Below are 13,760 nucleotides of genomic sequence, written 5' to 3'. Positions count from 1 at the left end.
GTCATCTCCGGTGGCGGTCTGATGTTTTTGTTTGTAGCTCATCGGGTTTCGGTGATGTGATCAGAGACAAGGCGAGTCGGGGGCATCGCCTGATGGCCGCGCGAGCGTTGGCGAGCACCCTGGCCGGGATAGCTGGCTCGCGTGACCCGTCGCGCACGAGCGGGTAGCCCCAGGGGTCGCGGCGCAGGACCTCGGGGAGAAGCTCGGTGCACAGGCCGCGTCCATCGCAACGCGTCCAGTCGATATGCAGTCGCGACCGCGGGCTGCCGGTGGCATTCATGTCGCCGTCGCTTCTGTGGCGAGATGATCATCGACAGCAGCGCAACGCCGGTGCCGGTGGTGCTCGATGTCATCGGAGAAAACCTCGAGAGCGCTGCGGATCATGCGCGCGGTGCCATCGGGGTGTCGGCACGCTCCCCGGCCTTCGACGAGATTGACAACTCGGTGGATCTCCCTGATGCAGGTGTTGTCCACCCGGCCATGCGCGAGTTTGTCGAGCAGATGCGCCAAACGCGGGAGACCAATGCGGCACGGGCCGCATTGGCGCGCGCTTTCGTTGGCGAGGTAGTCGGCGATCGCCGCCGTGCGGGAGAGTCCACACTCGCCCCTCCCCAAGGCGTGGACGATGCCCACTCCCGACGCCGGGGTGGTGTCGAACGCGCTGGCGGAGATCCACGTGCCGTGGTAGCCGCCGGCTAGGACCGCGCGCACGACCTTCGGGTCGGTGGCTCCGCTGCGTTCGATGAGGCCGGCCAACAGAGTGCCGGTCGGCACCTCGACGACACCGCTTTTGGTTACCGCGCCTGAGAGCGTGACCAGCATGCTGCCTGGGTCGTCCCGGTCGCCGACGGAACGAAACCAGCCCGGTCCGAATCGTGCGATCAACGCGATATGGGCCAGTGTTTCAACGTTGTTGACCAACGTCGGCCGTCCGCGCACCCCGGAAATCGCGGTAACGATTGTGCGGTCGCGCGGTAAGGCTGGGCCGCCTTCGATTCGCCTTATCAATGCGGATTCTTCCCCCGCGACGAACGTGTTGGGCGCCTCGACCACTGTCGGTTGGCGCCGGTCGAGGCGGGCTGCCCGTCGCTCATCGAGTGCGCGAGTCACCGCGGCCACGACGTGTGCGGGCAGATACAGGAAGATGTCGTCAGCCCCAACCGCTCTGGCTGCCAGATCGAGTCCATCGAGAACTAGGTGCGGCGCTTCGGTCAGAAGGATGGCGTCTTTGCTACTCAGCGGTTCGCCTTCGGCGCCGTTCGCCACGACCGCGGGCTTACCGCCGGTGACGGAGGCGATCTTGCGACCCGCGGGAAAGCCAGCGCCGCCGCGTCCGGAGAGCTGGGCGGCATCGAGTGCGGAAATCAGCTCGGGGCCACTGATTTCGGGCATTGCGCCGAACTGATGATGGTGTGCGGCTAGTGCCGGTCCGGCGGCCGCTAACAGCCGCGGCATCTGCGGTGGCCGCGGAGCGCGATCCTGGGTCGTCGTCATGCGCGCCCGGATACACGCGCGTCGGCGTACTCGGTGAAGTTGGTCCGCAACCGCCATACCAGAGCGGTGGCCACGATCAGCACGCAACAGCCCGCGAATGCCAGAAACCACAGGTGGTAGACGTCCGTTCCGTTGCCCACGGCGTGTGCCATCGCGATCGGCCACAGCGCGTAGGTGATCCAGTGGATGGCGCGAAACGCCCGCACCCCGAGGCGATGTCGCAACAGACTGGTCAGGACCACGACCACGACCATGTCAAATGCGAAGGTTCCCAACCCCTGCCACAACGGTCGGAAGGCACCGAGGAACGGCACGACGAAGTCGACGAATCGTAGTTGGGCATAGGGGTCTAAGAACAGCAGCGTCATGTGCGCTACGACAAGCACGGTTCCGGCCAGCGCAGCGAAGCGATGGACATCGGCAACGGCGAACCGCGGCAAGCCGAGCAACGAGCGACCCGACCGCGTGGCGACACCCAGTGCCACCGAGACCGTAAGAAAGGCAAGCGCCGTGATTCCAAAGCCCCGGCCGACGGCCCACAATGCCTCGTTGGTCATGGGCACCCTGCAGGCTCTGCGATGGGCCAGCCACCGACGGTGTGCACGACCATGTCGCTGTCCACGAGTCGCGCGGGCATGCCCAGGGCTGCAATCCATTCCAGCGCTTGCCACCCGCGAACGATCGCGGCAGTGCTGACAGTGTTGGCGGCGAAACAGGTTTGCGCCGCGACACTGACTGTGCGCCACACCGGATCCGCCGATCGGCCTGTTCGTGGGTTGAGAATGTGATGGACGAGATCGTCACCGCGACGCCATCGTCGCCGCACCGTGCTTGACGTGGCCAACGCGGCGTCGCCTGGCAGCCCTATCGAGCTTGCGGGGTCGCCATCGTCGTCCTGGACCAATAACTGCCAGCCACCATCGGGCGCCGTCCCAGCCGTCGCGATGTCGCCGCCCAGATTGATGAGCACTCCACTGCCGGTGGCCAACTGAGTGCGCCGAGCGCAGCGGTCAGCCGCGACTGCCTTGGCGATCGCTCCCAGGTCGACCACGATCCCGCGCGGCACGGTGGCGACGCGATTGTGCAACGTGATCATCGACCACGACGCCGGAATCGTCATGGACACATCGAACGGGAGGGCGTGATCCTCGCCGGCATAGTCGCGGTCGTATCCGAGTGCGATCAAGGCGGCGCCGACCGTGGGATCGACATCACCATCAGTGAGCCGGGCAGCGGTGAGCGCTGCCTCGAGCAGGTCAGAAAGCACTGCACTGACCTTGGTGGGACGGCCGGAAGACATTACGAGAGTGTTGATTTCGGAATCCGGGCGAAAACGCGAGGCGGCGGCTTCAATGGCGTCGAGTTCGGAATCGACCTCACGACGGGCGACGCACACGCATTCAGGATCGGTGACGACGATCTGCATATTCATGCTCCACCGCTGCCATTCGATGCTCGTAGCGTCCGTGGACGTTGCGCCAGGCTGCTTAATGGCGATCATGACCCGCGAGATCGTGAGATGCGGGGAGAGAAGTTCGGTGCCATCACCGTCGTTGGTGTGAGGGACCGGCGCTGTGTGGTACGCGGAGCTGTAGCCGTCGGCACCGAAGTCTGGTGGGTGACCGGTGCTTGCGCGACAGTCGTGTCAGGGACGTAGTTCGGCTCGGGCGTATACGTGCGCACCGGGGCCTGATCGACCGTTGTCTCCAGCGTGGCCTCCGGGGCAGGAGCGGTGGTCGTAGGAGGCGGCGGTGATGCGTCTGATGTCGTGACGACGGGCACCGCAGGAGCATCTGAACTGGGCTCGGCGCCTGTCGGTGTCTGCTCGCTTTCGTCGGTGGGCGCTGCACTCGGCAGTGGCTTGACCGTATCGGCGTAAGCAAGCGCAGACGCGCCAGCGACCCCCGCGATGCCGACGGCAGTCAACGCCCATGACGTCGCGGCGGCCCGGCGGAATCCCGAACGCGGTGAGTCCATAGCGGCGATGCTGGCATCCGTTTCTTTGAACGTTCCAAGAACTGGCACTGCTTCAGCCATCCGTTGGGCTGTGTCGTGGTCCGAAACCATGCCGATGAGCACTCGGGACCAATGGCCCCTCAACTTGAGGGCCATCAGATCTGACGAAGACCTCGCACCGCCTATAGCGTCCGCGCTATCCGGAGAAAGGTTGACAGATGACCGAGTTGATAACGGAGTACTGCAGGGTCTGCGGTCACGCGAAGCAACATCACGACCTGCATGTGCATCTCGACCCAGCTGATCATGGCAAGGCTCGAGAAGAAGCGGCGAAGGGCCATGGCCCGTGTCACGACATGTCCTACGGCGACAACGCGTGCATCTGCGTCGAGTACCGCGGCTGGACCTGAGTGTGGTTGTCTTCGCGCCCGCAATCTAATGCGCACATCTACCCGCCGACGATGAGCGCTGCGACCGCGTCGAAGTCCTGGCGGTAGGCCTTTATGGTGTGTGGCGATGGCTTGCGCGTGCCACGGTCGGCCAGGAACGGCGCGAACCACTGCGGGCTCAAAACTGAACCGCCGGCGGCTGTCGCCTTCACGCTTTGGTGGCCAATGCCGGCGAGCTCAATCCAGAACGACTCGAGAGCCAATCAGTCAGCGCTCTAGTTTTGTTGCAGTGACCGCTGGAAACCACCCGTCGAAAGGGTCAGTTTCCGCCGCCCGTTGACGAGCTCGATGATGGAGGTACAGCACGACCGACCCGCGCCGGATCAGCCCCGGCGGCAAGCAATCGGTCGAGTAGTCTCGCGGGTGGATTTTTCTGACGGAATCTCAACTGCAGATCCCCAGGCATTCCGTTCATGGCGCCAAGGTGGTACCAACAATTCCTCTGCGCCGAGCCAGGGGGCCAAGTCGGAGTGTCACACATGCAGGTTGCATCTGTAACCCGAAGGGGCAAGCCGTACACCGGGTCCGTGATTGCCGCAAGAAAGCGGCCGTGAACGGCGCCGTGAACCGGGTCGGTGTCGATTTCGATCTTCCACGTATTACCCAACGTCCACGCCGAGACGTGGAACGCCAAACAGAAGGTCCGGTAAAGCGCTATGCGGCGCAACAGCCCGGAGGCTAGCCAGTCGACTCCTGGCCGCATTCCCCACCGCGGGGCCTCCAGGAAGTAGCGCTCTTCTTCGGTCGGCTGGGGGGTGTCCCACAGCGGCTTGCATGCCGCTAGTTCGAGGCTTTCCCGGTACGTCTCGATTGCGTTGTTCCACCGAGATTTTGGCGCCGCGCGCAGGGTCACTCTAGCTGACGTGTCGACGAATGTGAGGGCAAGATCGGCGCGATCGACGCCCGCAACACGGACTCCTGCCTGACCTTGCAATCCGCCGTCAGGATCTGCACAGGGCAGGAGCTTATCCGCTATCAGTTGTGTCAGCTCGTACTCGTTGGGGAAGCCGGCGCTCCTCGGGTCCACGTGCACGACAGTGGTTCCGTCCGCGACGATGCGTGTCCTGACAACACCTGCGGGATTCGGTGTGTACTCGCCGCAGGACGTAAGTGCGCGAAAGACAGCTGCCTCCAACCGTGTCTGACCAGAGTCCGCAGCATCCGGGATCGGAGTGCTGCGGCTGATGCTGGCATGACCCATCAGCCACCGCAGGGACTCGCCCGTGTACATGCCGCGGGTACGCACCGAATGCAAAAATGTTCCAGCCACGCCAGATCCTCCTAAAGCGCATACCGCCCATAGCGCTTCACGAACGAACTGGATAGAACTAGAACTCATCGCGACGGTGGAGCTCGACAGTCTCCTTGATCCGCTTGATGCTGACTGTGGGGGCGGTGCAGCATGACCGGATTGGCCGCCGGACGGCCACGACAAGCATGCAACCAAACCACACCAGATCCGTCAAACGACACGCGCGACCAACGGGACATTCCGCTGTAGCAGTGCCTGAGCACATAGACGCACAGACACGGTCCATCTCCATCCGGACGGTTGCCCGGTGCCGCGCGACTGAGGGTCTCTGGGGATCACCGAACCGTGTGCGCAATCACCACGGCCAGACCCACGCGAGTCGGCTTGTTGCCAATCATCGCCGCCCACTGCGGCCGCGTCCCAGACGCTGCGTCTGGCCCGCCCGCAGCGGCACTGATTGTTCGCGCCGCACTGCCTTAGCATCGACTCGGCGCATCGGGGCCCGCCACACCGCGACGCATCCTCGCCATCGGTTTCACGTTTGTCGCCGTATGAACGCGAGACGACATGCTCACAACACCGTGGGCGGCGACTTTGACGCGCACTGGGTTGCGCTGTTGTGCAGAGCAGTACCCCCGCCGCGACGAGTCTGCTCGCGATTCGCAAGCGCGTAGCGGTGCGGCCGTAGACACAGCCCATCCCCAAGCTCGTGACATCGACGCGACCGCGGCCATCGGCTCCAATCGCGACCGTCCAGATATCGCAGCGAAGACCTTGGGCCGCAGACGACGTGACCGCGAAACAGGGCGCTCTCGCCGCATACCGACGTGCGCTAAGCAACCCGTCTGTCCCACGCCTTTGATCACCGCAGACCCTAGATCGCGGGACTGACAACCACGGCGCCAACACCGCCGACGACACACATAGCGAAAGGCTTGCAGCGCGATTCACCCCTGCCGGAAGTCACCGCCCGGGAACGGAATCCGGCGCCTCATGAACCATCACCCAGCACCGCACCGACGCACGCTCGATCGCATCGCCGAACCGGTCCACTGCGCCCGAATCGGAGTGTGGCTGTCGTGTCGCACTCGTCGAGGTGCGAGCCTTGCCGCGGGCTCCAGATGCGCCGACATCGGTCCGGCCAAATAGGACGATGTGCCTGCCGGCGTCAACACGACCTATGAGAATCTCCCGCTCTGACGTCCCACGCTGTCTTCGCTACACCGCTGCGTCGCACAGGGCCGCGTTGCCGCCAGCGTGGAGCCGGGTTGAAACTTGCCCGCGTTCGGCATCGCGTACTGGTGCACCCGAACCGGCGCTTGTCGCGTGCCTGTCTGGCTTCGGCGCGTACCGCAGCATGGCGCGGATCTTGTCGATGCTCAGCCCTGCCAACTCTGCGATCGTCGCCAACGTTTCGCCCCGCTGCTGCATCCGCGCGATGGCCACAGCCGCTTCCGCTCTGCAGTCGGCGCGTCTCCTGTTCGCCTCCGCTCGCACATATTCGCTGACCACCGCCAGGCGCTCAGACTCCCACTCATCGACTTCGGTGGACTTGCCCACCGCGACCACGAACGTCGCAGCGTCATCCACGATGGCCCGTTCCCGTTGAGCGCGGGTCTCATTGATCCGCGCCAACGCTTCACGCACTCGTCGCCGTGCTTTCCATCTTCGAGGTATTCCCAGCCATGCCCGCACCTTAGGACGCGACACGGGCGCCGGCCCACAACCACAGCCACATTCGTCCCTCACCAGTTTTTCCTCTGCCTGCCACCACCATTCGCCGACGGCCTCCACCCCTTCCGCCTTCCACAGCGCCCGCACCCCAACTCCCATAAGACGCCCCTCACATCTCGCCTCCCTGAGCCCCGTCCAGACACCACACACCTCTTGCATTGAGGTGCTGCTTCCTGAGATTTATTTAAGAGTCCCCGGTTTGGTCGTGGCTTTGGCGGCGGTCGGGTTCGTAGCGTGCGGCCCATGCGCGCGCTCGGGTGCGCGTCATGGTGATGACGCTGCACAAGCTGACCGCCGGGGACGGATACCTGTACCTGGTGCGGCAGGTCGCCGCCGCCGATAGCACCGAACGAGGCCGCTCCACACTCGCCGACTACTACTCCGCCAAGGGCGAGGCGCCCGGGCAGTGGATCGGCCGCGGCCTGGCCGCGCTGTCCGATACCGGCCGGTGCGAGGTCAGCGCCCAAGCGCGCGAACAGATTTGGACCGTCGAGACTGGCTCCGGAGTCAGCGAGGAACAGATGCGCGCCCTCTACGGCGAGGGGCTGCATCCCAACGCCGACCGCATCATGGGCTATGCGGCCGGACGCGGGTTACCGCCCCGCCAGGCGTTGAACTCCAGCCAGCTCGGACGCAAGTTCCTCGTCCGCGACGGCGAGCCGGAGTTCGCCCGCCGCCTGGCGGTGGCCTACCGCGACCACAACGCCGAAGTCGGCGCGCACTGGAACGCCAATATTGCCGCCGACGTTCGCGCTCAGATCCGCACCCGTGTGGCCGTAAATCTGTTCAGCGAACAGTTCGGCCGCCCTCCCGCCGACGATCGGGAGCTCTCGGGATTCATCGCGCGAAACACCCGGGCCCGTACCACCGCCGTCGCCGGATATGACCTGACGTTCTCACCGGTGAAATCGGTATCGGCGCTATGGGCGATCGCCCCCCTGTCGGTGGCCCAACAGATCGAGGCCGCCCACGACGCCGCGGTGGCCGACGTGCTGGAGTGGCTGCAGGACTCCGCAGCATTCACCCGCACCGGCGCCAACGGCGTGGCCCAGGTCGACACCGAAGGACTCATCGCCGCGGCCTTCACCCACCGTGACTCTCGCGCCGGGGACCCCGACCTGCACACCCATGTCGCGGTGTCCAACAAGGTGTCTCACATCGACGCCAATGGCGTGCGCCGCTGGCTGGCGCTCGACGGTCAACCGCTGCACCGCGTCACCGTGGCTGCCTCGGAGTTGTACAACACCCGCCTGGAAGCCCACATGATCGCCAGCCTCGGTGTGCGGTTCGTCGAGCAGATCCGCGGACGCGGTAAGCGACCGGTGCGCGAGATCGACGGAATGTCGGCCGAACTGATGTCGCGGTGGTCGAGCCGACGCGCGGCGATCGAGGCGCGCACCGCCGAGCTCGCCAAGCAGTTCCAGACCGCCCACGGGCGCGAGCCGACCAACGTCGAAATCATCGCCCTGGCGCAGCAGGCGACGCTGGAATCGCGTGAGGCGAAACACGAGCCGCGCTCACTGGCTGAGCAGCGCCACACATGGCGCACGCAGGCGGTGGAGGTACTAGGCCGCCAGGGTTTGCATCAGATGTTGGCCGACACCTTGGCCAGCACCGGCCGCACCCGAAGTTCACAGGTGATCGATGCAGATTGGGTCGTGGCGCGTGCTGGCGAGATAGTCGCCACGGTCAGCGAGACGCGCTCGACATGGCAGCGTCACCACGTACGCGCCGAAGCCCTACGCATGGTCCGCGCGCACGGTCTGGCGCACGATGGCGCACTCGTCGAGCGCCTCACCGATACCGCACTCGGCGATGCGTTTTCGGTGCCGCACGCGCGCGTCGGCGATACCGACCTGGGTGAGCCAAGCGCGTTGCGTCGCCGCGATGGCGCCAGTGTCTACAGCCGCCACGGCGTCGGGGTCTACACCAGCGCGGCGACGCTGGCCGCCGAGCGGCGCATCCTGGCCGCAGTCGGTCGCGAAGACGGTCGACGGGCCAGCGCTGGCGATGTCGAACTGGCACTGGCGGATTCGACGGCCCGAGGCCGCACGCTCAACCCCGGCCAGGCCGCCCTGGTCTCGGAGATGGCGACCTGCGGACGCCGTGTGGCGCTTGCGCTCGCCCCGGCTGGGACCGGAAAGACCACCGCGATGGCCGCGCTTGCGCACGCCTGGCGCAGCTCGGGCGGTCACGTCATCGGCCTGGCCCCCACCGCCGACGCGGCGATGCTGCTCGGCGAGGACCTCGGCGCGATCACCGACACCCTCGACAAGTACGTGTGGTCGGCCGACCCCACCAAGGCGGCGCTCGGCCGACCGAAGTGGTTCGAGAAGGTCGGACCCGACACGCTGATCGTCGTCGACGAAGCCGGCAAGGCCGCCACCGCCGGCCTGGACGCGATGATCACTGACGCGCTACGCAAAGGGGCCAGTGTGCGCCTCGTCGGTGACGACGGTCAGCTGTCGTCGATCTCAGCCGGCGGCGTGCTACGCGACATCGCCGAAGCCACCGACGCGCTCACTTTGTCCGAAGTGGTGCGCTTCCGGTCTCCCGCCGAAGCTGCCGCCGGGCTGGCGTTGCACGACGCCGACCCGGCCGGGATCGGCTTCTACATCGACAATCACCGCGTCCATGTCGGCACCGACGACACCGCCGCCGACATGGCCTACCACGCGTGGCGCACCGACCTGGCCGCCGGCGCAGACTCCATCCTGCTGGCCCCCACCAATGACGTGATCAACGCGCTCAACGCGCGCGCCCGCACCGACCGCCTCGCGGCCGACCCCGCCGCCGTGGGCGCCCCCACCGTGGTGCTGGCCGACCAGCTGACTGCCAGCGTCGGGGACACCATCCGCACCCGAAAGAACGCGCGGTGGATCCCGATCGGGCGCAACGACTTCGTTCGCAACGGCTACCGCTACACCATCAGCGAGGTCATGACCGATGGCAGCCTCAAAGCCCGCCATCTGCGCACCGGGCGCATCGTCACCCTGCCCGCCGACTACCTCGCCGAGCACGTGACGCTGGGCTACGCGGCCACCATCGATTCGGCCCAGGGCTTGACCGCGGGCCGGCGCGACACCAAAGGCACCTGCCACATCGTCGGCTCGGACATGCTGACCCGCCAGGCCCTCTACGTCGCAATGACCCGGGCCACCGACGAAAACCACCTCTACCTGTCGACCGCCGAGGGCGACCCCCACCGGCTGCTGTCGCCGAAGGCCACCCACCCCGATACCGCCGTCGACGTCCTGACCCGCACGCTGGCCCGCGACGGCGCCCAAGTCTCGGCGACGACCGCCGCCCGCCAAGCCGCCGACCCCGCCACGCGACTCGCGGCCGCCGCAGACATGTACTACGACGCGTTGGGCACGGCGGCGGAGAACCGGCTGGGCGTCGGGGCCCGGGACCGACTCGACGCCATCGCCGATGAGGTGATCCCAACGTTGAGCACGCGCGAAGCCTGGCCGGTGCTGCGCCGCAATCTCGCCGTGCTGGCCCTCAGCGGCGCAGACCCCCAGCAGCTGCTGGTCGACGCCCTGGCCATCGGCAGTGTCGACGACGCCGCCGACCCCGCCGCCGTCCTCGATCACCGCATCGACCCAGCCGGAACCCACTCCTCCGGAGTCGGGGTGCTGCGCTGGTTGCCCGCCATCCCGACCGCCCTTGCCGGCGATCCCCAATGGGGCGACTACCTCGCCCGGCGCGAACAACTCGTCGACACCCTCGCCGACGCCATCCGCGAACGCGCGCAGGGCTGGACCAACGCGACCGCCCCAACCTGGGCGCGACCCCTGATCACCGTGAACCGGGCGCTCACCGCAGAAATCGCCGTGTTCCGCGCGGCCGTCGGTGTCGAGGAAGCCGACACCCGACTGACCGGAGCACGCCAATTCCCGGTCCGGACCCGCTCCGTGCAAGCCCTACTGCAACGCCATGCCGCCGCCGGCATCGGACGACGCAGCGCCGACACCACCCGCTGGAACGACGTCATCGACGCCATCGACCCGCGCCTGCGCTCCGATGCCTACTGGCCACAGCTGGCCGCCCACCTGGCCCAAGCCACCCGCACCACACCGGACCTGCGCCAGATGATCCTCTCCGCCGCCCGCCAAGGCCCCCTTCCCGACGAACTACCCGCAGCGGCACTGTGGTGGCGCATCGCCGGCGCGCTCTCACCGACCGCCACGCTGGCCACCACACACTCGCGGCTGCGCCCAGCCTGGATCGCCGACGTCGACGCAGTGTTCGGATCTGTCCTGGCCGAAACCATCACCTCAGATCCCGCCTGGCCCGGATTGGTCGCCGCCATCAGCGCCGCCGATCCCCAAAAGTGGACACCGCGCGACCTGCTCAACGTCGCCGCCGAACACCTCGCCGACGCCAGCGCCGACGCCGACCCGATCCCGCCCGGCGATTACGCCCGGCTGATCACCTACACCGTCGATGCGTTCACCCACCGCCTACAGGCCCATCTCGGCGTGGACTTCGACGACATCCCAACCCCCGACGACACTGACGCACCGACGGACCCCGCCGAGGAACATCTGCTTCCCCCCGACCCCGAAGACACCTACCCAACCACCGACGAGCGCGCCGCACTCGACGACTACTTCGATGACGCCCCGCCGGATCCGGACGCGTTCGAATATCCACCCGACGAATTCGACGGCCTGCAATTCGAAGATTTGTCAGCAAACCGGCCTATACCCGAATTGGGCATCACCATGGAAAAGCTCACCACGCTGCGCGACGAATATCGAACCGTCTGTAAAGAAATCAACACACTCGACGCGGATATTCGCAACGGAAATGGTCCCGCCATGCGTGCGGCCGCCGACGAGTTACTACGCATGCGCCGCCAGGTCGATGCCGACCGCCCGTACGCTCACGCCGTCACCGCAGTCATGGAGCAGTGGGCCGACGCCGACGCCGACTACAACGACATCCTGCGCATGATCGAGCACGCCCGCACGCAACTGGACACGCTTCACGCAAACCCCGACGCCGACGACCTCGACATCGCCTCCGCCCAAGCCGATCTGGCCTTTCACACCCGCCGCCTGCCCGACCAGCCACCCTCACAGCAGTTTCAGCAGGCCTTCGCCGAGGCGCAAGCCGAGCGCACCGCGGCCGCCAACGGCCACAAGATCGTCACCGAACACGACATCGTCACCGCGCGCGGCGACGCCGAACGCGCGGACCTAGCGGCCCGCGCCGCACTGCACGACCGCCGACAAGCCTTGCGCCGCGAAATCGATCGCGCCGACCGCGACGTGGCGACCGCATTCGCTGCCGCCCAGACCGCGACCTCCGTCACCCTGGAAGCACTGCTGGATTCGGCACGAGCCGAGGTGGAGCTTCTGCGCGCCGCCGGCCACGTCGACTTCGACCGCACGCCGCTGGCCATCCCCGAAACCACTCTGGCGGCCCACGAACCCCACACCGCCGACCGGCTCAAATCCCTGGCGGCTCAACCCCACCTGCTTGGCTATACCCGTGCCGACGTCACCGATCCCGACACCACCGCTGCGCTGCGAACACTTCGCGCCACCGCCAACGCCAACGACCGAAAAGTGCTGTGGCTCAGCACTACCGACGAGGCGACCACCCCAGCGCGCATCGCAGATCTCGCCGACACCTTCACCACGATCGGCGAGGCGCACCAACGCATTAGCGATCAGCAGTGGACGCTCCCACCCGGCACGATCATCGTCATCGACGACCCCGCCGACACCAACCCAGCGCACCTCGCCGGCATCGCCCACCACACCGCGAATGCCGGCGCCCGCGCGATCATCATCGACCCCACCACTCACCACGGCCCCAGCACACCGGCACTGCGGCTGCTAAACGCACTTCCCTGGGCCAGCACCCTAACCGCCAACAATCAGGCCGCCGAGGACTTCCGTCTCGACGAGCCGACACCCGCGGTCACCCTGGCCGACCGCCTCGGCCGCACGCGGCTCAGCGAGCCGTGGCGCGAGCTGCTCACCGAATACGACACCGCCGCCCGTTCCGCCCGCGCCGCCCACCGCCGCAACCTCACCCTGAGCTGGCGAACACCGACCGCGGGCATCGACGAACCCGACCACACCCTGTCCGCCAGCGAACTCGGTTTCGACGACTAGATCCCCGGCATGAGGTTTCCAGGTCAATGAACGCGCAGGTATGCACATCCGTGGTTCCTCGGCGCCGGCTCGGTCGTTCCCGCCGAGATCGTTCGCGCACTAGCTGAATGGCCCCAGATTGCTTGGCGTCGCAGCGAGGGCTGCCGAGAAACGCTGACCGGCCTACCATCACAATATGCGGAGCTTGGATGGTTCACCGAGCCCGTTTCCGGGGAACGCGGATAGGGTCCGTCCGTCGGACCACGGAGCAGAGCCGGCCGGCCGGGCGCGAGAGTTCGGGCCGCGGGGCCTGATTGTGCGCGACCCCTATGCCACGCAGCTGTTGAATGGGCAGAAGATATGGGAGATCCGCGGCAGACCAACCCAGATTAGGGGGCCGGTCGTCATCGTGAAGCAAGGTACTGGCAAGGCGTATGGGATCGCGAACCTGGTTCGCGTGTTGGGACCTCTTGACCTTGACGACTTGGTGAGTTCACCGGAGGTGCCGTCCGAGGAGCGTGATGAACTGCAGCGCAATGGGCTCCCATACCGAAAGACCTACGCCTACGTTTTCACCAGTCCGCGATCGTTCCGGCATCCGTTGCCCTACCGGCACCCCAACGGGGCGGTGACATGGGTTCGCTTGCCCGACCTGGATTTGGACAACGTTGAGTATGTTGCGCCTGCTGAGCGCGAGTTGGTCTGACTTTGGAGCGTCACTCGGCCGTTACGTGACACCCGAGGCCGCAGCCCCCACAAGCG

The 13,760-nt window shown here is 66.5% G+C and carries 9 protein-coding genes and 1 pseudogene; 3 read left to right on the top strand and 7 right to left on the bottom strand.

The genetic code is table 11. The annotated features are described in order from the left end of the window. Position 1: 1 nt before the first annotated feature. The 5 genes from ACGFK1_RS08365 to ACGFK1_RS08345 are packed head-to-tail and all read right to left on the bottom strand — an operon-like array spanning position 2 to position 3,471. Positions 2-280 carry a ferredoxin gene (locus ACGFK1_RS08365; RefSeq protein WP_393427757.1) on the bottom strand — a complete coding sequence of 93 codons (279 nt, stop codon included), beginning with the start codon at positions 278-280 and terminating at the stop codon, positions 2-4. Beyond that, the gene (locus ACGFK1_RS08360) at positions 277-1,494 is read right to left on the bottom strand and encodes an NADH-ubiquinone oxidoreductase-F iron-sulfur binding region domain-containing protein (RefSeq protein WP_393427756.1); all 1,218 of its coding nucleotides are present in this window, start codon (positions 1,492-1,494) and stop codon (positions 277-279) included. The genes ACGFK1_RS08365 and ACGFK1_RS08360 overlap by 4 nt, the downstream gene beginning before the upstream one ends. After that, positions 1,491-2,051 carry a ferric reductase-like transmembrane domain-containing protein gene (locus ACGFK1_RS08355; protein WP_393427755.1) on the bottom strand — a complete coding sequence of 187 codons (561 nt, stop codon included), beginning with the start codon at positions 2,049-2,051 and terminating at the stop codon, positions 1,491-1,493. Before ACGFK1_RS08355 ends, ACGFK1_RS08360 begins: the two co-directional genes overlap by 4 nt. Further along, positions 2,048-2,995, bottom strand: a complete 948-nt coding sequence (locus ACGFK1_RS08350) for an FAD:protein FMN transferase (protein WP_393427754.1) — start codon at positions 2,993-2,995, stop codon at positions 2,048-2,050. Before ACGFK1_RS08350 ends, ACGFK1_RS08355 begins: the two co-directional genes overlap by 4 nt. Further along, the gene (locus ACGFK1_RS08345; protein WP_393427753.1) at positions 2,992-3,471 is read right to left on the bottom strand and encodes a hypothetical protein; all 480 of its coding nucleotides are present in this window, start codon (positions 3,469-3,471) and stop codon (positions 2,992-2,994) included. The genes ACGFK1_RS08350 and ACGFK1_RS08345 overlap by 4 nt, the downstream gene beginning before the upstream one ends. Positions 3,472-3,668: 197 nt before the next feature. Here ACGFK1_RS08345 and ACGFK1_RS08340 point away from each other — a divergent pair, with 197 nt between their 5' ends. After that, the gene (locus tag ACGFK1_RS08340; protein WP_393427752.1) at positions 3,669-3,860 is read left to right on the top strand and encodes a hypothetical protein; all 192 of its coding nucleotides are present in this window, start codon (positions 3,669-3,671) and stop codon (positions 3,858-3,860) included. Positions 3,861-3,904: 44 nt separating this feature from the next. Here ACGFK1_RS08340 and ACGFK1_RS08335 read toward each other — a convergent pair. Both ACGFK1_RS08335 and ACGFK1_RS08330 read right to left on the bottom strand, forming a co-directional pair. Continuing rightward, positions 3,905-4,051: pseudogene (locus ACGFK1_RS08335) on the bottom strand (recombinase); the annotation flags it as partial. Between the two features lie 2,318 nt (positions 4,052-6,369). Then, positions 6,370-6,798 (bottom strand): hypothetical protein, encoded by a 429-nt coding sequence (locus ACGFK1_RS08330; protein WP_393427751.1) that lies wholly within the window; start codon positions 6,796-6,798, stop codon positions 6,370-6,372. Between the two features lie 353 nt (positions 6,799-7,151). Here ACGFK1_RS08330 and mobF point away from each other — a divergent pair, with 353 nt between their 5' ends. Together mobF and ACGFK1_RS08320 are read left to right on the top strand one after the other, a co-directional pair. Next, positions 7,152-13,019, top strand: coding sequence for a MobF family relaxase (mobF, locus tag ACGFK1_RS08325; RefSeq protein WP_393427750.1), 5,868 nt, complete (start codon positions 7,152-7,154; stop codon positions 13,017-13,019). 175 nt (positions 13,020-13,194) lie between these two features. Continuing rightward, the gene (locus ACGFK1_RS08320) at positions 13,195-13,704 is read left to right on the top strand and encodes an ASCH domain-containing protein (RefSeq protein ID WP_393427749.1); all 510 of its coding nucleotides are present in this window, start codon (positions 13,195-13,197) and stop codon (positions 13,702-13,704) included. The last annotated feature ends 56 nt before the right edge of the window (positions 13,705-13,760 follow it).

This window comes from Mycobacterium sp. NPDC048908, from assembly GCF_043197955.1.
In the GTDB taxonomy this organism is placed as follows: Bacteria; Actinomycetota; Actinomycetes; order Mycobacteriales; family Mycobacteriaceae; genus Mycobacterium.
This window is presented reverse-complemented; position numbering and strand designations above follow the sequence as displayed.